The following is an 18,535-nucleotide window of genomic DNA, read 5'->3' on the forward strand; positions in this document are numbered from 1 at the left end:
AATGGTATATCTTTTAAGAAGAGATTTAATATTACAGAAGAAATTACTTTGGCTGTACATACCGTTCATATTATTGTTTGTATTCACATGGTCCTCGCCTTTTCTAATATTTACCGTGGCAGCATTATACATTCCTTATAATGCACTGGCCTATGATGAGCAGGTCAATTCGGATAAATTGTTGAATTCACTCCCCTATACAAGATTGGAAATTACTTTGTACAGATATATCGGCACATTGGTATACACATTGATTTCTGTTCTGCTCGTGAGTTTGATCTTGGTATTGTTTGATAAACCGTTTACCATTTTTGATATCGGCATTGGGGTTTCATTCTTTTTAATTATCGCATCATTCACATATCCTCTGTTTCAAATTTTCAAGCAGGGTAACATCACTACAATCATTATAATCACATTTGTTCTCAGCGTTGGATTATTGAGCAGCTTCTCCGAACAAGTATCAGATTTTGGAATTTTATTGTCAGAGCCCGATACCAACCACTTATTATTGTTTACAGGCTTGTTGACGACTGTTATGGTCATTTATTTTATATCGTGGTTTATTACTTACATGATATACAATAAAAAGGATTTTTAGCTTATTAAAATATACTTACAGCTGCTGATTAATTTTTTATATTAATATTCATTGGAAGATGTTACCTCATGAAGAAGAGTAAATTATTATTGGTTTTCGGTGGATGGGCCAAATTATCAGCTGGTCTCTTTATAGCAGTTATTTCTGGGAATTTTGCTGAAGAATACTTTGGTGCTGATGAAATTGCCCGACAGATAATACAGGCAGCTGTTATGAGCGGATTTGTAATACCAATAATTTTATGGTTATATAACTTCCATAATAACAGAGCTGAACGCAGTTCATACTCTCTTAAAAGTGCATATCACATATTTAGCGGATTAATAATTGCCTGGTCTTTTGGAATAGTAATTTTTCTTATAATAAATTTTGTAGGATGGATAAATATTATTCAATGGAATTCCCTCCACGAGTGGATCGCTCCCTTCTTATTCACTCTGTTCGTCGCATTTTTCTATGAAGCTTTACCAGAAGAGCTGGCTATTAGAGGACTCGTTTATGACGTACTACGGAACAATTATTCCATCTGGGTTTCCATCTTCATTCAGGCATTAATATTTGTTCTGGTCGCTTTTACAGTGAATGTACTACAAGTAGTTACAGGGATGGAATCTGTTAAAATACTATTATTAAATTCTATTCAGTTTATTTTACTCTTTGTATTTGGCATTGTACTTGCCCTGCTAAGTGAATTGAGCGGAAATATATGGATATCCGTCGGGTTTCATTTAGGGTATCTTACACTAGCGCGTTATCTTTTTACGCCTTACGAACTTAGCCAGTCTTCAATTATAAAGTATGAAGATGAATTGGTCCTGATGCTGGGCTTTACACTGTCTATAGCTATACTGCTATTATCAATGATATTCATATTGATTATTCTATTAAAGAAAAAACAGTCTGCAGAAAAATAATTTTCTGCAGACTGCTTTTTAAATATTATTTATGTTCAGACCAATGCATGCCGTCCAGTTCACCTATCTCTTCAATGTACTCATCTTTGACGAGGTATTTATGATCTGTCCAGTGCAGGAACTGCACCATTTCTTTTTTCTGCATCGAGTCGCCTGGATATACGTCAAATTCCCTGCGTGGAAATTTATTATCGAAAGTCATATCGGCCAGTGTTCTGATCAGGAATTCAGGATTGAAATAATCCATTCTGATACTTATAAATTCATTGTCAGATTTTGTACCATCTAGGATAAATATCTCGCTGTCAGCGCCCCAATTTCAATATGTAATATTTTCAAAAAATACTTTATATTCTTCTTTCCTCTTTCTAAGAATAAAGTAATCATCGGTCTCCTGGTAAGTTGTATCAAACTTACGTCCCATAAAGTATGTCAGTATCGCAAAAATGATAAATATCACCGAGAAGACGATGGCCATTTCCATTTCTCCCATGATTGATCCGATTACTGTAAAGCCTCCCATCAGAATTGTCAGCAGCATCATCACTCTCGTAAAGAAAGTTTTTAAGAATCCGGGCTTCTGTACATTTTGTTTGAATTTACCTTTACTTGTTTTCTTTGTATCCGCATCGCAATAATCACTGAGACAATAAGTGCGAGTACGATAAGATATGGATTTGCACCTAGAAAATCCATCATATTATATTTCTCCTTTTATCTTTTCAAATATTAGTGGGCTCACCCCGGATGGTCATCAGTACCTAATAGAAATTTCACATTATTGAGTTCGAATTTCACCCTTTGCATCATTTGAAATGATACCATATTGGTAGAGGGTTTTTGAAATTTTCTAATGTCTGTTTAAAGTTATTCTTTTAATAATTAGGGAAATCTAATATAATATTGACGACATATAGTAGTTACTGTCAGTTAAAGAAATAAATGAAGGATGTGTATATATGTATAAAAAGATCTTATTACCGTATGATTTTGGAAATTCATTCACTAATGTCCCGGACCAACTGGTGAATCTTACAGAGAAAAGCGAGGATTCAATCATCACGATATTCAACGTCATTTCAGAAAATGAAATGGCAGATAACGTTAAATATCATGGTAAACATTTTGATGAGATATCTGAAGATAAGGTTGAGGATTTAAAACCATTCACCAATCAGCTGGAGCAACTGGGTTTGAATTATAATATTAAAATCGAAACAGGCCGTGTCGTCCAGGAACTTTTAAAAGAGATTAACGAAAATGATTATGAAATTGTGGTCATGAGTAACAGACGTTCAAAAATGGATATCAAACATGTACTCGGCCACGTGACACACAAAATTGCTAAACGCGTGAATACGCCTGTAATGATTGTTAAGTAAATTCTGTTATGTAAAAGGCACTTCCATTTTATTATGGAAGTGCTTTTTAATTTTTGTATTTAGTCGTCTTTTTCATATTCCCTTAATTTATGCAGATACAGCGGCGCGTCCATCGGATCGGTGACGATGAGTTCAATGAGACTCGCTCCGTCAAACTCTTCTGCATTTTTAATGGCTTCGTCCAGTTCGCTATTCGTGCGTGACTGGGCTTTAAATACCTCTTTTGAACCAGCCAGTCCATCAGTAAGAGCCATATAATCCCACGCAGGGATATCATTATAGTCTGCATAAGGGCGTTCTGTGTTCAAATACCTTTCAATTGTATACCCCTGGTTGTTCAATAGGAATATAACCGGCTTGTATCCTTTTTCAATGATGGAGCTCAGTTCCTGTACTGTAAACTGGAAAGCACCTTCCCCGACGAATAAAAGGACGCGGCGCTCAGGGGCTGCAGCTGCTGCACCAAGTGCGGCTGGTGTACCGTAGCCGATACTCTGCCATGCACCGTGGGACAAAAACATCGCATTTTCAGGCAGTTTTACCTGACTCATACCGTAAGACAATGTGCCGGTATCGACAACCAATATATCATCCTGCTTCAACATGTTTTGAAAGCGCGGATAATATGAATCGGCAGTAAGCATCTCATTCGCTTCTCCTGCAATATCGTCATAGATGGAAGGCCACTGCGCTACTTCTCCGTCTTCACGGTAATTCACATCCATCAATGCGTTCAGGCTGTCTGCCGCATGGACATTTTCAAACGATTCATCCGCGATTACTGTCGAATGCGGGTGGATGATAATCATTTTTCCGGTATTCAAATCCGCTGTGTACTTCGCCAGATTGAAGTCGGACCACAACATGCCGACAGCAATGATACAGTCTGCTTCTTCGACTGTCCTGCGGACTTGATCATCTCCGAAGGCGCCGCCGTACATTCCGACATACTGCGGATGCTGTTCATCAAAACCGCTTTTACCCTGAAGCATCTGTGCCACCGGTACATTCAGTTTTTCAGCAAGTGCCTGTACTTCTTTTTCGAGTCCGTAACGGACTGCATTGAAGTCAACAAGCATGACCGCAGTTTCCGCTTTGTCCAGCTGCTCCTTGGCTGTCTCTACTGCTTCATTCAACCGGCTGCTGTCAGTGATCTCTTCTGTTTGTGTTCTTTTAACATCGCTGACGGGCTTAGTCGCCTCATCGAATGGAATATCCATATAGACCGGTTTCTTTGTCTCTTTGGCAATTTGGATGGTTTTTGGAATTTCCGTACCTGCGTTATCTGCAGTGATTTTAACCGCGTAGGCAGTAATATGTTCATACATATGTCTGAACACTTCAAAATTACCGTCCATCAGTGTATGATGCACATTCTTTTCTTCCTTCTGGTCGCTGAGATCCGGAGAACCGGCAATGTGTATCAACGGAATATTTTCACTGTAGGCACCGGCGACCGCATTGCTCGCGCTCAGCTCACCGACACCGAATGTCGTAATCATTGCTGCCATGCCTTTTACTTGTGAGTATGCATCGGCAGCATATCCTGCGTTCAGTTCGTTACGGTTATCGATGAAGTTCATATCCTCATAATCTTCCAATGTATCCAGCAGAGAAAAATTGAAATCCCCGGGCACACCGAAAATGTCATCGACACCCTCCGCTTTCAGGCTGTCAAATAAAAATTCACTAACAGTTCTAGTCATCTTTTTTATCACTCCTCAATCAGTTTTGTTACTTTAATCTTCCCTATTAACGGATGTATTAATCAATGTGATTTACATATAGAAATGCAGCCATCAATCAGTTTGACGGCTGCATTTTTAAAATTTGGATTCTGTTGTAATTATTTGTTCAATATACCTTCTGCATTTTTGTACATGATATTGTCCATCACTTCTTCCGAAAAGTACTTGCGGTATTGTGCAAGTGCGTAATCATATGGCGCATTCGGGTAACAGCTGGCATACAGTATCTGCTCACCCAGTCCTTTATCCGCCGCTTCAGCGAGTACTTCTGCGCCAGGAAAGCCCATATAGAAGTCCGGGCACAAGTATAGATTGCGGAAATGCATGGCGACCGCAATGCCCTCCTGGATGAATGGCCAGCCTGCATGGGAAACGATCACTTTCATCTCCGGATATTTGTGCAGAACCGGAATAAGATGTTTTGGGTTGATATAGTCATAATCCGCTTCATCGTCATTCAACGTGAGCAGCATGCTCAAGGTGATACAAAATGGCAGATTAAATTTCATGCATGCGTCAAATATCGGATTGAGCCTCTCGTCATCTATTTGAGTATGGGGTTCAATCTTTGTCGGTGCAACGGCGACCCCGCTGAATAGATTTGTCACTCCGTATTTTTCAATCGTTTCGACCGCTTCTTCCACCGTCAAGTCTTCGATGCCGATAAACCCGTAAAACCGGTCATTATCATCACTTTTAAGGAATTCATATAATTCCTCATTTGAACTGCCGGGTGAATTGTTTCTCCCAAGGATAACGGCTTTCGTAATTCCTGTGTCATCCATCTCTTTAATGACGTCTTCATAAGTCTCTGCAGTTGTCGGTTCAAAGTCCGGAAGATTGCTGAATTTTTTCGTGACGGGCTTTCGTCCCGCTTTGAACAGTTGCTCCCATTGTGGAATTGGGGGTTTCATCTTGAAATCGATAATCAAATTATTCTCCCACTTTCTGTGATACGTCTTCCATATTTACAAATGACCGGTCAAAGTCCAATTCACCTTTGATCTGTTTGACGAAAACGTCTTCTCCTGCAAGCCATTTTCCGAAGTCGAATATGACAGGTTCCCGGCCCGGTCCGATTGTAATCCACGCTTTCAAATCTTTCGGGAAGTATACGGATGTGTGGATCGTTCCGGCCGAGGCATCGTATTTATTTGAAAATACACCATGTTCCGGACTGCTCATCACTTTATACGATTCATAAGGGTTCAGAGCAGTCTTTTGCCCCGTCAGTATCGTCTCTTCCCTCTGACGGGTCTCTTCCTGACGGTACCGGTTTTCTTCATTCAATATATGAAAGTGATTCGTGCATACATTGGATGCTCTCGCAACGACATTTCTCGGCGACGCTTCAACGACATATGACCTACCGTCCGCATCCAGTATCGGATAGCTGAACGAATGCCTGTGCGGAATTTTCTTGAGCAGCTTAATCGCTTCATCCACATCGGCACAGTTTTCAAGGACCAGTCTGCCGATCATATTACAGATGAAACCGTCATTCGATTTCTTGCTGTGAGTGAAGTTGTAACCGAGCACAAGCCCTTTTTCGTTCATCCCATCTATGCGCCCGGTAATCTGCATCGATGGGCCGATGACCGAGTATCCGCCGTCTGTCGGCTGATAGAAAAGGTATCTGCCCTCGTACCCTTTCGGGTGGCTGTCATAATTTCTGACCATGAAGTCCGGATCCATGAATATCGAACAGCCGCTCGTCGTATATTCCATATAATAACCGCCGAACTGGCGGATTGCTTCTTCCTCATCCATCTCCAGGGCATCGGAGAGACCTTTGATTTCATCGAGTATTTTCGGTGCAATGTCTCCCATGACACGGAGAAATTCATCAGGGTCGATAATAAAGTGACGGTGCTTTCTAGGCTTCCACTGCCGTTCGCGGTTTTCAAGTATCGGTGAATCGCGAAGCAGCTCTCCCTGGTAATATCCGAAGTCGTAATGCGGGCCTCTGAACTGAATGACGTCGCTGTAGTACTGTTTCATTGTCCGTTCACTCCCGTGTTTTCTCTATAGACAGTGTACGTGATATTATAAATCAAGTGAAATTAACGGCTTGAATGAAAAAAGCCCCGGCGAACCGGAGCTTTTCATTTTCTATTAAGTGTTATTCATTGTCCTCACTGAATTCACTGACTGCAAGAATCGCATTCGCGATCTCTTCAGATGTGATCTTGCTGCTCAGATTGCCGAACGTGTCATTCGGATCTGTTGCGAGTTCACCGACTTTGACGAGGTCTTCAAAGCTAGTGTCTTCGAGATGCATTTCTTTAAGTGTCGTCGGCATACCGATGCTCTTATAGAAATCGATATAACGGCTTAATGTTTCATCCGAACTGTTTTCAAGCACGAGATGGATAAGTGTACCGTAAGCGACTTTTTCACCGTGTGACAGATGGTGGATTTCACCTGATAAGGATGTGAAGCCGTTATGAATGGCGTGCGCTGCTGCGAGTCCGCCATTTTCGAATCCGAGTCCTGATAGCAGTGTGTTCGCTTCAATGACTGCATCCACCTGCGGGGTCACAATGCCTTTAGCTGCCGCTTTATGCGCGGAGTGTCCGTGTTTGAACAGTATCTCTTCACATTTTTCAGCGATCGCAACGGATGCAAGTGTCGGCTGGCCGCCGACCATGTTTTCTCCATTGCTCTTCAATACGGCTTTTGCTTCGACAAGTGTTGCCATCGCATCACTGATCCCTGAAGTGAACAGTTTGACCGGTGCATTGACGACAACTTCCGAGTCTATGATGATGAGGTTTGGATTCTTATCGTAAAATCTATACCCCGTAAACTCACCTTCGGCGGAATAGATGACCGACAAGGAACTTGACGGTGCATCGGTTGATGCCGTCGTCGGTACGATGATGACCGGTGTGCCAAGGTTATCCGCGATGGCTTTGACCGTATCCAGCGTCTTACCGCCGCCGACGCCGATAACGATATCCGAGTCATTTTTCTGACCGCTTTCCGTCAATCTGTTAATTTCATTTTCTGAAGCTTCGCCGTTGAATTCTTCATATACAAAATCTATATCTGCATCTTTAAAGCTTTCAGTGATTTTTTCTTCAGTAATTGACCAGACCATTTCGTCTGATATGACTAAAGGGTTTTTAGCAAGCTTTTTAGTCTCTTCACCTAATTCATTCAGAACGCCTGCGCCCTGTATATATTTTCCCGGTGATTGGAATACAAATTTAGCCATTCTAAAAAACCTCCATATTATAAATCGTCCATCCAATGTCTACCCCTTAATCAGAAGCTTTAAACATACACCGGGTATAAAGACGTAAAAAAGATGACTCCGAAGAGTCATCCTTTTAGTAGTCCTTATAATAATCATCGCTGGATGGTTCATCCGGCGGATCTTTGATTTCTGTTTCATCTGTCGTTTCTGTTTCTTCAATTTCCGGTTCCGGTGTTTCTGTTAGTTCTGTGGCTTCTTTGTTGCCTTCACCGCCGTCATCCGAGTCGACTTCAGTGTAATTCGCTTCTGTCGTAGCGGATAGATTGTTCAGGAATCCTTCGAGGTCAAAACCTGTCATCTGGCCCATGCTTTCCTGAAGTTTTGCCATCGTGCCCGTCACAGTATTCGGCAATGAGCTCAATTGCTCGCCTTTTCCGCCGTCGAGGATACGGATGGATTCAACATTGTTCAGTGAATCGCTGACTGCTCTAGCAAATTCAGGCATGATTTCAATCAGCTGTTCCAGGATGATGACATCTTTGTGCTCAGCCATCGCTTTCGCACGGCGTTCAATCGCTTCAGCTTCTGCAAGACTCTTCCCTCTGATGACTTCAGCTTCAGCCTTACCTTCAGCCATACGGGATTCGGCTCTAGCTTCAGCATCTTTCGTCTGTGCATAGTAGTCGGCTTCAGCCTGTTGTCTTCTGACTTCGACCTGCTGCTTCTCGAGTGCCACGTCATTTTCACGTTCCATCTGGCGAAGCTTCAATTCATTCTGCTTCTCCTGTTCGACGATTTCGAGACGCTGTCTTTCAACTTCAAGACGGCGTTCTTCTTCTTCGAGCTGTCCCGCAGCTCTTGCAGCAGCATTCTCTTTCTCTGTTTCCGCAAGTATTCTCGCATCTTTCAGATCTTTTTCCTTACGGCTGTCCGCAATATTCATTTCTCTCTTATATTGCTCGTTGGAAATGTCTTCGTTGTCTTTTGCCTGCTGGATTTCAGTTTCACGTCTGTTTTCAGACTCTGCAATCTCAGCTGCTTTTTTGACTCTCGCAATTTGCGGACGTCCAAGGTTTTCAAGATAGTTTTCATCGTCTTTCAAGTCTGAAAGGCCGAGTGAAGTGATCTTGAAGCCCATTCTGTTCAACTGGTCCTGAGCAATTTCACGGACCTGCTCATTAAAGCTTTCCCGGTCTTTATTAATCTGCTCGACCGTCATCTTGGACAGGATCGCACGAAGGTTCGAGTTCAGCACTTCGGAAATTTCATGCTCGATATCATCCTGGTCTTTACCGAGGAACTGTTCTGCGTACTTGACGATACCGTCTAGATCATCCGCCACTTTAACCGTCGCCACGGCCTGGCCGTAAATGCCGACACCTTCAAGTGTGTATACTTTCGGCGTTGAAATCTGCAGCTGGAAGGATTTAAGTGAAACTCTTGTTCCCGTCTGGAACAATTTCAGTCTGTGACCGCCGCCGCGGATGACTTTCATGTAACGTCCCTGATCATCCTTATAGATGTTCGTCTCTTTCGTCTCGTCACCGAGATTCGGACCTGTAACAATCAGCGCTTCGTTGGAAGGCACAGTACGGTATCTTGCTTTCATGAACAGATACCAGCCGATCGCGCCAATGATGAGCACCACAACGATCGCGATTATTACAAGCAATGTACCTGTAATTTCAAACATATGTAGACCCCTCTTCTATTATATTGAACTCTCCTCTAAGATTTCCATAAATCACTTCGTGAGTCAATGAATTATAGGTATTCCATGCATTTTTATTTATATTTTAAGAAATATATTTTTCAAGTATGATTGCATTCAGATTATTTGAATCTTTAAAGCAATCCACTATTTGAAAATCGTTCTTGATATTTAAAATGAGCATTGATTTCCATTTGTTATAAGTTTTGGTCTGGACTTTTTGATAGCCTTTTGACTTAACTATTGCCATCTGTTTGTCCATCAGCTTTTGAGCAATGCCCTGCTTTCTGTATTCATCTTTGACCCCGCCCAGCCAACTATAGAATGTGCCCTCATCCTTTTCTTAACCCATTTTATATCCTATGATTGCATAATCCTGATAAGCAATCAGAGTGAGAACAGATTCCTTACCCATCAGTTTTTCATTTAAATCAGCTTTCGCATTAAAAATGAGATTATGTACATTGCTCAATTCTTCGTTTATTTCATCTGACAATCTTCCTTCATAACTTTTGATTTCAATCAATTGCCGCACCATCTTTCATATATTAATTTGCTACTTCATCTTGTGTATTTTATTTTTAAGTGCGTAAACTACTACAAACATAATAATAACAATTGTAACGACAAACATATAGCGGACATTCACGATCTCACCGACTATGCCTGTAATTAGATAGGCAAGAGGCACTGATAGTTTCATAATCATTGAAGATGTCCCAGCTACTCTCCCTAAAAGATGGTTTGGTGTGGTTGATTGCCTCAAAGATAAATATGGTATATTGATCAAAATGACTGACATCCCGATAAAGAAATTAGCCACAAGTAACAGTATCCAATGAAAGGACATCCACAACAAGAAGTATACCGACAAAGAAATCAAAAAGGAGAGCATAAAAATATGTCCCTTTTTAAAAATCCTATCCAGTAATTTAACAGACTGGGCACCAGCCAATGCACCTACGGACGCTGCTGTTAAAATATAACCCAATTGAATTTCTGTTATTTCTATCGTATCCAAAGCGAAAAATAACATAACAGCGCCTGTTATACTTGAACCTAAATTCACTAGCAAAATAATAATTGTAAGATTCCATAAATCTTTGTTCTCTGTCAGAGCATGCCAGCCATCCGCAATGTCACCTTTTATATTCTTACCTGACTTTTCCACCCTCTCCTCCACTTTGAGAAATAACATAAAAATCAATGTCAAAAATATACCGGCCAGATAAATAAGAATATTCATTTCAGGACCGTAAAAGGCATAAATAATTCCAGCAAGACTCGGTCCTATAATTCCACATATTGTTCCGTAAAACGAAAATTTAGCATTTGCATCATTCAGTTGCTGAAGATTTATAACATTGGGCAAAAGTGAATGACTCGCACTCCCCTTCATGTAATTTGTAGAAAATATCAAAAATGCAAGTACATATAATAGGATCAGATTAATCAAATTAAAATAAATCAATATGATAATTACAGTGATACAAACGAGTTGCACAACAGTTGCCATAATCAACATGTTCTTACGCTTGAAACGGTCGACATATACTCCGATAAAAATAGCCAGGATTAAATTCGGTACAAATTCCACTGCTCTCATGGTACTCATAGCAAGCACGGAGGTGGTCATGTCATAAATCAATATCGGTAAGGTGAATGCGAAAAAAGAAGCCATGAGCGCTTTGATTGTAGATGTTAGTAAAAGTATTACGAAATTTTTATTCTTCCTGAAAAGATTGAAAAACATGCCTGGAAGTTTTATTTAAAGCCAGATGCTGTATTCCATAACAATAAAAAGCTGACATCAAAGATGTGGAATGGTCTCTCAATTCTGCTGTGGAGAAGGAAGTTAATATAATCAAAAATTATTCCTTTGAAATTATCGATGATGAGACTTTTATAATAAGAACAAGGGATTCCATAGAATACATTAAAGGCGTACTATCATATACAAGATTCAGTATAATGCCAAAAAATACTGATACTCACTGGACTGGCTGCGGTCCATATAAATTAATAGATATGAACCAAAAGAAAATACATCTTCAAAAATTCAATCAATATCACAGTGACAGACCCTGGCTCGATGAATTAGAAGGATTTTTTAATGAAGATGAGAGATTTCATACGATTGTCAGAGAACCCAAAAAGAATAGACAGTTATATAAAAAAGTCACAATTCATCCTCCCGGGTTTAAATATTTACTGTTTAACACTTATCGCCTAAGTTATAATGAACGTCAAGTGATCAAGCAGAATATAGATTTCAACCGTCTGGTTAATTTTGACGAGCACCTTATATCAACAACTAAACAATCCATTAAAAAATCTGATTCAGTAAAAAATTTGAATATTGGGGTACAGGCAATTCGTGATACTGCCGATTATTATAAAGAAGCAGTCGAATTAAAAAAACAACTGGAAGACTCAGGTTACAAATGCACTGTTACTAAGTTGTATATTCAAGATGAGCATGGACTTGAAGATATAGATATATTTATAGGTGGGGTTTTCTTGCTAGAGAATAAAAACTTTCAATCACTGATATTCTTTAACCATTTGGAGAAAAGATTCCATGGTATGTTAAGCAAAGACATTTTACAAGCTACTTCCAAAAGACCTGAGGAGGACGCAATAGATCGTTTTGTCAGTGAAATGTATGGGGAATTGGAAAGCCAATGTATTCTCTCAAGAATCGCTTCGAGAGAATATCATTATTATTATATGCCAAGTGCACAACTTAAAAATGTAGAGATAACAATGACAGGTCTGATCGATTTTAAAAAATTAATACTTGAACAACCGTAAAACAATTACTAAACAATATTTGAAGCTGGTCTGATTAATTTGTCCAGCTTCATTTTTATATTACCTAATCTATTTAAGTCATCTAGATAAATATAATTGACGCATTTTTAAATGAAATTCATTGATCAGACAATAAATTAAAAAACTTTTTGAATCAGACAGGAATATTGGTATGATAATAACAAAGTGAAATCTTTTAGAAAGAAGGACTGAATATGAGTAAAAACAATTCAAAAAGTGTGCTCCTGATCGGAGCGGGCATTTTAAGTACAACATTTGCTTCATTCATTAAAAATGTAGAACCTGATTGGAATATTAAAATATTTGAAAGACTGGACCAGCCTGCGATTGAAAGCTCCAATGAGAGAAATAACGCAGGTACCGGACATGCTGCACTGTGTGAGCTCAACTATACGGTTGAACAGCCCGACGGTTCCATCAATATCGATACAGCCAAAGTCATCAATGAACAGTTTGAAGTATCCAAACAGTTCTGGGGCTACCTTGTTGAATCAGGACAGATTAATAATCCTGATGAATTTATAAAACCGCTGCCCCACCTCAGCTTTGTGCAGGGTGAAAAGAATGTCAACTTCCTGAAAAGGCGTTTTGAAGCGATGTCTACTTTTAAAATGTTTGAAGGCATGGAGTACTCGGAGGATCCGGAACAAATTAAAGAATGGATTCCTTTGATGATGGAAGGCAGAGAGCCGGGTGAAACAATCGCTGCAAGTAAGCTCGAAGGCGGCACTGATGTGAGTTTCGGTGAGCTGACTCGTAAACTCGCTCAAAATATCGATGAACATAAATCGGCAGAAATTCATTTTAATCATGAAGTTGCTTCTTTCAGAAGACTGGATAACTCAAAATGGGAAGTTGAAGTGCACAACCTGGAAACAGGTGCCAGAGAATTCCACGTGACCGATTACATAATTGTCGGTGCGGGCGGAAATGCGATTCCGATGCTTCAAAAAACTAAAATTCCCGAGAGCAAAAACCTTGGCGGATTCCCGATTACCGGTGCATTCCTTGTATGTAACAACCCGGATGTCGTCAGCCGTCACGATGTAAAAGTTTACGGTAAAGAACCCGAAGGCACACCGCCGATGACGGTCCCTCACCTGGACAGACGCTACCTTAAAGGAAAAGACAGTCTGCTATTTGGACCGTTCGCAGCAATCGGACCGAAATTCCTGAAATACGGTTCAAATACGGACCTGTTCAAATCAGTGAACAAGGATAACATTTTGACGCTTGCTTCTGCAGGCATCAAAAACCTGCCGCTGATCCAATATTCCATCCAGCAGGTGATGATGGACAAATCAGACCGGATGGAAGAACTCCGTAAATTCGTACCGGATGCAAAAGACGAAGACTGGGATCTTGAACTTGCCGGTAAGCGTGTACAGGTCATTAAAGACACTGAAGAACACGGACGCGGATTCATCCAGTTCGGTACAGAAATCGTTCATTCAGAAGATGACTCGGTCATTGCGATGCTTGGTGAATCACCAGGTGCTTCAGTTTCTGTATCCGTCGCTCTTGAAGTAATCGAGAACAACTTCTCCCAATATATAGACAAGTGGGATGATAAACTGAAAGAAATGATTCCATCTTATGGACAATCTTTAATCCACGACAGCAGGCTGCTGGAAGAAATCAGAGAATCCAGCAATAAGAAATTGAATCTGTAATCATATTTAATCTAAATATACAGCCTAATGGCTTACTCCAATTGTTTATATAATAATACTCCGGGTAGAGATATATAGTTATTAAATATAAATTTTATTTGGAGGTAATTATATATGGCACAAGATAGAGTCGCTGTGGTTACTGGGTCAGCACAAGGTCTCGGCAAAGGTATTGCAGATAAATTGGGAAGTAAAGGATTCAAAGTAGTCATCAGTGATATTAATGAAGAAGTTCTGAATAAAACTTTAAAAGAACTCAAAGATAAAGATTACGAAGTCAGCTCATTAGTAGCAGATGTTACAAAATTACAGGATCACGAAGCTTTGATAAAACACGCTGTGGAAAAATTCGGTAAATTAGACACATACATTAACAATGCTGGTGTAGAGGGCGAAGTTGAGCAAATGACGGAAATCGACGCTGATAATTTCGATTTTGTGATGGATGTAAATGTTAAAGGTACACTTTATGGGATACAGGCTGCCGCTAAACAATTAAAAGAGCAAGGAAATGGCGGTACTATTATTAATGCAGCAAGTATTGCAGGTCACGAAGGGTTCGACTTCCTTGCAACTTATAGTGCATCAAAATTTGCAGTTCGTGGATTAACTCAAGTTGCTTCAAAAGAATTGGCAAAAGAGAATATCACGGTAAATGCATATTGTCCTGGTATTGCAGCAACAGGAATGTGGGAACGCCTTGATGAAAAATTCATGGAAGTAATAGGAACTAAAAAAGGTGAAGCATTAGAACAGTATGCTTCAGGTATATCATTAGGACGTACACAGGAACCAAATGATGTAGCTAACTTGGTTGCGTTCTTAGCTTCTGAAGAAGCAGGTTATATTACTGGACAGTCTATCTTGACCGATGGCGGTATGGTCTACAGATAAATCAACATTTAAATTTTATCCCTTTCGATACTTAACTTTCGAAAGGGAGTTTTTATATTCCGTTAGTTTAAAACTTTTGATTATGATATTATCCATTTAGCCAATCTGAAGTCAGAACAACTTCACACCATTTCTACTTAAGTATTTCAATCACATAATCAAAACCGATGTTTATCCAGTTGATCGCGCAAGGGCGTCATTTTTTCTTTAGAAAGCACACTGTCGATGGCCGGCGTCATCACTTTGATTCCATTGTATCCATATAATATTAAAATATAATAAATAGGTGATGCTGCATGAAAGCAGCATCATCTTTTCGTTTTCGATCTCCATTACGACTTGCCGTTCAGCATGCCGTACCAGTACATGATCGGCAGCATATTTTTCTTGAACTGATAAAAGAGTTTCTTATTATCAGACTGGTCAAGGAATGTCGTTTCTTTCGGTATTTTATTGTAACCGAACTCTGCCAGGATCAATTCACCGTATTCGGTTGCGATTGGACAGGCAGTCTTCCCTTCGTATATATGCGTTGGATCTTCATCATCCATACGCTGGATAAGATTTTCGACAAGGATCGGCAGCTGCTGCCTGACTGCACCGCCCATCTTCACAGTCGGCAGATTTGAAGCATCACCGAGTGAAAATACTGTCGTATAAGTCTTATGCATCATTGTGTGTTTATCGACATCCACCCAGCCTTCATCATCCAGCAGTCCTGACCCTTTTAACGCACTTGGACCATGCATCGGCGGCGTGATAATCATCATTTCGAATGGTACTGTATGCGTTTCGCCGGTGTGATGATTTTTAAATACCGCTTCTTTCTCCTCACCTCGCACTTCAATCAGTTCCTCATTCAATTTATAATCGATATTTTTAGCTTCAAGCTGCTCAATCAGGCTGTCACTGTATTTTTTAACTTCGAATATTTCCGGACGTCCGGTTCTGAAAACCAGGTCTGCATGACGGTCATGTTTCTTAATGAAGTTATCCATCGTAAACAATGAGTTCTCCGCCGAGACCCCGCCTTTTATAAGCGATTGCGGCTTTGTCACCAGAATGTTGCCTTCGGTTGTATTTTTCAGGGATTCATGCGTATATTCCACAAAATTATAAAGGTAGTTTGTACATACTCCATTTTTACCGAGGGATGCCTTCGCTCCCTTGATCGCTTCATAATCCAGTTCAAGGCCGAGTGCGACAATCATGAAATCATAACTGACAACCTTACCGCCCGCCTTCACTTCACGTTTGACCGGATCGACTGAGTCGACAAATGCTTTCATCCATCTTGCACCTTTTGGTATGACCTTTTCCGTCTCTTTCTTCGTAGCCTCCAGGTTCACTTCTCCACTTCCAACCAATGGCCAGCCCGGCTGGAAAAAGTGATAATCACCCGGCTCTATAATGAGCACCTCATTTTTCAACTCTTTCTTTTTGCTCAGTATGCGGCTTGCGGTTGAAATGCCACCCGCACCGCCGCCAAGAACAATCAGGCGAAAATGTGTCTTCATCTTTACACCTCCATATTATCTTCCATGCGTTTCTCATACTTTTAAATACCCGAAATCCAGTGGTTGTATTCAATAAAACAGACATCAGCCCTTTATTGAGCAAAGCTGAATTGATGACCCTTTACGGCGTGCTATAATTGATTGAATAAAACCATGTACATTTTGAAGGAGATTTTCAATGAAAACAGGGAACACTGGCGATTACAGGTGCGACTTCCGGCATCGGCAAAGCAACGGCACAACAGTTTGCGGATGATTTTGATGATATTTTCCTGCTTGCGAGAAATATTGAAAAAGCTGAAAAGTTAAAAGAGGAACTGCTTAAAAATCATAATAATATCAATATAGATATTGTGGCGTGCGACCTGTCGAGCCTTGACAGTGTACAGACCGCTGCGGACACCATTCAACTGAAGTACGACAAGATCGACTGTCTGGTTAATAATGCCGGCGTCGTTTCTCTGTCTAAAAAGATGACAGATGATGGTTTTGAAATGATGATGGGGACCAACTATATCGGTCACTATCTCCTCACCCACCATCTGTTCAATCTGGTGATGAGGAGTGAGACGAAACAGATTATCATCGTTTCTTCCAATGCTTATGCATTCTCAACGCTTGGCCAACATTACTTTACAGGGAGAGGCAATCCGATGAATCTGTACGGCCGTTCCAAACTTGCCACACTCTATTTCATGCAGGAACTGCATGAACAGTACAGTGATGCGGGCTTACATGTCACAGCAGTCCACCCCGGTGCAGTTTCAACAAATCTTGGAAAGACACCGAAAAATGAAATGATCGGCAGATTAGTCTACGGAATCCTCACTCCATTTTTTCAGACACCGGCAGAAGGTGCAGAATCAACAGTACTCGCTGTCCGCAACGAAGAAAAATATGCCGGACACTACATGCATGCCGGGAAAGATATTCCATTGAAACCGCATGGGAAAAGTTATTATGTAAGAAAACAGCTCATAAAAGATACAATGATTGAACTGAATCTAAATACATTCATGGAAAGATAAAATGAAAAGAGGAAACACTAATGTCACAGAAAACAATGATATATACATCAGCGACCTGCCCGGTATGCAACATGGCAAAAGATCTTTTAAATTCAATGGACGAGCCTTATAAAGAAATTAATATTGATATCAATCCGGTGTCTCTAGTGCAGCTTATCGCCAAAACTGGAAAATTCACCGTACCGCAGACAATTATCAAAGGCAAAGTGATTTCAGGTTTCAAGCCGGAGGAAGTCATTCAGGCGTTGTACTAATATATTAAAAAGGAGCAAATCTATTCAGCGTAGATTTGCTCATTTAAATTTAATCATCTTCCAGCGCAGTACGGTATTTTCTAATGCGTATTTCACCAATGACTACATTCACAAAAATCATTATTATCATGAAAGCAATGAATGTACTGACTATCTCCAACAAATCAAAAGTGAAACTGAGGGCAATTAAATTCTTCACTAAGAATTCCATCAGTGTAATAAAAGCTGCCGCTATGGCTGCCTCTGGTATATAAATGACTAATCTGCCCCCAAATCGTCCATCTTTATGCGGCAGCTCTTTTCTTAACAAGGGTGAATAGTTTAAATCATCCGTCTCTTTCCATTCAGCAATTGCGGTAAATATAATGAAAGTGATCAACATGAAATAAAAATCATTTTGAATGAAATTTACTTCCCATATCCCCATTGAAACGAGTAACACTCTAACAACCATATAGATCCACATCATAAATAAAGTGATAACAGCTGCTCTTCCATATGACTGCCTGACTCTCATCACCCACAAATCTGCCAATGAGTTTTTCCATAAATACCCCGCCTTTGTTTAATTTGATTCTTCCCAAAACAAATCATCCAATGTGCAATCAAGAGATTTACATATTTTAATACATAACGAAAGAGATGGATTATATTCCCCTTTTTCTATCAGGTTGATTGTTTGTCTGCTCACACCAATTTCATCGGCCAGTGTTTTTGTGTAAAGTCACGGGACACCCGTGCACTTTTCATCTTTAAATTTTTGGCCACAAAACCAC

The 18,535-nt window shown here is 40.2% G+C and carries 20 protein-coding genes and 1 pseudogene; 8 read left to right on the top strand and 13 right to left on the bottom strand.

The window, feature by feature from the left end; all coding sequences use genetic code 11:
• Position 1: 1 nt before the first annotated feature.
• Complete coding sequence (locus BO48_RS02465) at positions 2-601, top strand: ABC-2 transporter permease (protein ID WP_496365856.1); 600 nt, start codon at positions 2-4, stop codon at positions 599-601.
• A 68-nt stretch (positions 602-669) separates the two neighbouring features.
• Positions 670-1,515 carry a CPBP family intramembrane glutamic endopeptidase gene (locus BO48_RS02470; protein WP_496365857.1) on the top strand — a complete coding sequence of 282 codons (846 nt, stop codon included), beginning with the start codon at positions 670-672 and terminating at the stop codon, positions 1,513-1,515.
• Positions 1,516-1,540: 25 nt separating this feature from the next.
• Here the strand turns inward: BO48_RS02470 and BO48_RS02475 are convergent, their stop codons facing one another.
• The 3 genes from BO48_RS02475 to BO48_RS02485 all read right to left on the bottom strand — a co-directional run bounded on the left by BO48_RS02475 (position 1,541) and on the right by BO48_RS02485 (position 2,214).
• A complete protein-coding gene (locus BO48_RS02475) occupies positions 1,541-1,762 on the bottom strand; it encodes a hypothetical protein (protein WP_496365858.1) in 222 nt (73 codons plus the stop codon).
• Positions 1,763-1,834: 72 nt separating this feature from the next.
• Complete coding sequence (locus BO48_RS02480) at positions 1,835-2,059, bottom strand: hypothetical protein (protein WP_496365859.1); 225 nt, start codon at positions 2,057-2,059, stop codon at positions 1,835-1,837.
• Between the two features lie 20 nt (positions 2,060-2,079).
• Positions 2,080-2,214, bottom strand: a complete 135-nt coding sequence (locus BO48_RS02485; RefSeq protein WP_496365860.1) for a hypothetical protein — start codon at positions 2,212-2,214, stop codon at positions 2,080-2,082.
• A 260-nt stretch (positions 2,215-2,474) separates the two neighbouring features.
• On the opposite strand from BO48_RS02485, the gene BO48_RS02490 reads away from it, so the two are divergent.
• Positions 2,475-2,897, top strand: a complete 423-nt coding sequence (locus BO48_RS02490) for a universal stress protein (protein ID WP_496365861.1) — start codon at positions 2,475-2,477, stop codon at positions 2,895-2,897.
• 59 nt (positions 2,898-2,956) lie between these two features.
• On the opposite strand, the gene BO48_RS02495 is transcribed toward BO48_RS02490, so the two are convergent.
• The 7 genes from BO48_RS02495 to BO48_RS02525 all read right to left on the bottom strand — a co-directional run bounded on the left by BO48_RS02495 (position 2,957) and on the right by BO48_RS02525 (position 11,239).
• Entirely contained in the window at positions 2,957-4,603 is a 1,647-nt protein-coding gene (locus tag BO48_RS02495; protein WP_496365862.1) for an alpha-keto acid decarboxylase family protein, read from the bottom strand.
• A gap of 140 nt (positions 4,604-4,743) precedes the next feature.
• On the bottom strand, positions 4,744-5,559 hold the full coding sequence (locus BO48_RS02500; RefSeq protein WP_496365863.1) for an amidohydrolase family protein: 816 nt from the start codon (positions 5,557-5,559) through the stop codon (positions 4,744-4,746).
• A 19-nt stretch (positions 5,560-5,578) separates the two neighbouring features.
• Positions 5,579-6,646 carry a C45 family autoproteolytic acyltransferase/hydrolase gene (locus BO48_RS02505; RefSeq protein ID WP_496365864.1) on the bottom strand — a complete coding sequence of 356 codons (1,068 nt, stop codon included), beginning with the start codon at positions 6,644-6,646 and terminating at the stop codon, positions 5,579-5,581.
• 121 nt (positions 6,647-6,767) lie between these two features.
• A complete protein-coding gene (locus BO48_RS02510) occupies positions 6,768-7,865 on the bottom strand; it encodes a glycerol dehydrogenase (protein WP_496365865.1) in 1,098 nt (365 codons plus the stop codon).
• A 115-nt stretch (positions 7,866-7,980) separates the two neighbouring features.
• A complete protein-coding gene (locus tag BO48_RS02515; protein WP_496365866.1) occupies positions 7,981-9,540 on the bottom strand; it encodes a flotillin family protein in 1,560 nt (519 codons plus the stop codon).
• Between the two features lie 361 nt (positions 9,541-9,901).
• The gene (locus BO48_RS02520) at positions 9,902-10,084 is read right to left on the bottom strand and encodes a hypothetical protein (RefSeq protein ID WP_496365867.1); all 183 of its coding nucleotides are present in this window, start codon (positions 10,082-10,084) and stop codon (positions 9,902-9,904) included.
• A 30-nt stretch (positions 10,085-10,114) separates the two neighbouring features.
• Entirely contained in the window at positions 10,115-11,239 is a 1,125-nt protein-coding gene (locus BO48_RS02525; RefSeq protein WP_496366143.1) for an MFS transporter, read from the bottom strand.
• Between the two features lie 161 nt (positions 11,240-11,400).
• Between BO48_RS02525 and BO48_RS02530 the strand changes: the two genes are divergently transcribed.
• The 3 genes from BO48_RS02530 (at position 11,401) to BO48_RS02540 (ending at position 14,960) form a co-directional block, all read left to right on the top strand.
• Entirely contained in the window at positions 11,401-12,372 is a 972-nt protein-coding gene (locus tag BO48_RS02530; protein ID WP_496365868.1) for a periplasmic substrate-binding domain-containing protein, read from the top strand.
• A 215-nt stretch (positions 12,373-12,587) separates the two neighbouring features.
• A complete protein-coding gene (mqo, locus tag BO48_RS02535; protein ID WP_496365869.1) occupies positions 12,588-14,066 on the top strand; it encodes a malate dehydrogenase (quinone) in 1,479 nt (492 codons plus the stop codon).
• A 114-nt stretch (positions 14,067-14,180) separates the two neighbouring features.
• Positions 14,181-14,960 (top strand): acetoin reductase, encoded by a 780-nt coding sequence (locus BO48_RS02540; RefSeq protein ID WP_496365871.1) that lies wholly within the window; start codon positions 14,181-14,183, stop codon positions 14,958-14,960.
• 332 nt (positions 14,961-15,292) lie between these two features.
• Here the strand turns inward: BO48_RS02540 and BO48_RS02545 are convergent, their stop codons facing one another.
• Complete coding sequence (locus BO48_RS02545) at positions 15,293-16,477, bottom strand: NAD(P)/FAD-dependent oxidoreductase (protein ID WP_496365872.1); 1,185 nt, start codon at positions 16,475-16,477, stop codon at positions 15,293-15,295.
• A gap of 200 nt (positions 16,478-16,677) precedes the next feature.
• Between BO48_RS02545 and BO48_RS02550 the strand changes: the two genes are divergently transcribed.
• Together BO48_RS02550 and BO48_RS02555 are read left to right on the top strand one after the other, a co-directional pair.
• Positions 16,678-17,505: an SDR family NAD(P)-dependent oxidoreductase gene (locus BO48_RS02550; RefSeq protein ID WP_496366144.1), complete on the top strand. Its 828-nt coding sequence runs from the start codon at positions 16,678-16,680 to the stop codon at positions 17,503-17,505.
• A 20-nt stretch (positions 17,506-17,525) separates the two neighbouring features.
• The gene (locus tag BO48_RS02555; protein ID WP_496365873.1) at positions 17,526-17,759 is read left to right on the top strand and encodes a glutaredoxin family protein; all 234 of its coding nucleotides are present in this window, start codon (positions 17,526-17,528) and stop codon (positions 17,757-17,759) included.
• A gap of 49 nt (positions 17,760-17,808) precedes the next feature.
• Here the strand turns inward: BO48_RS02555 and BO48_RS02560 are convergent, their stop codons facing one another.
• A complete protein-coding gene (locus tag BO48_RS02560; protein ID WP_496365874.1) occupies positions 17,809-18,294 on the bottom strand; it encodes a hypothetical protein in 486 nt (161 codons plus the stop codon).
• 30 nt (positions 18,295-18,324) lie between these two features.
• Positions 18,325-18,509: pseudogene (locus BO48_RS02565) on the bottom strand (helix-turn-helix transcriptional regulator).
• Between the last annotated feature and the right edge of the window lie 26 nt (positions 18,510-18,535).

Source organism: Lacicoccus kunmingensis DSM 17847 (genome assembly GCF_059568765.1).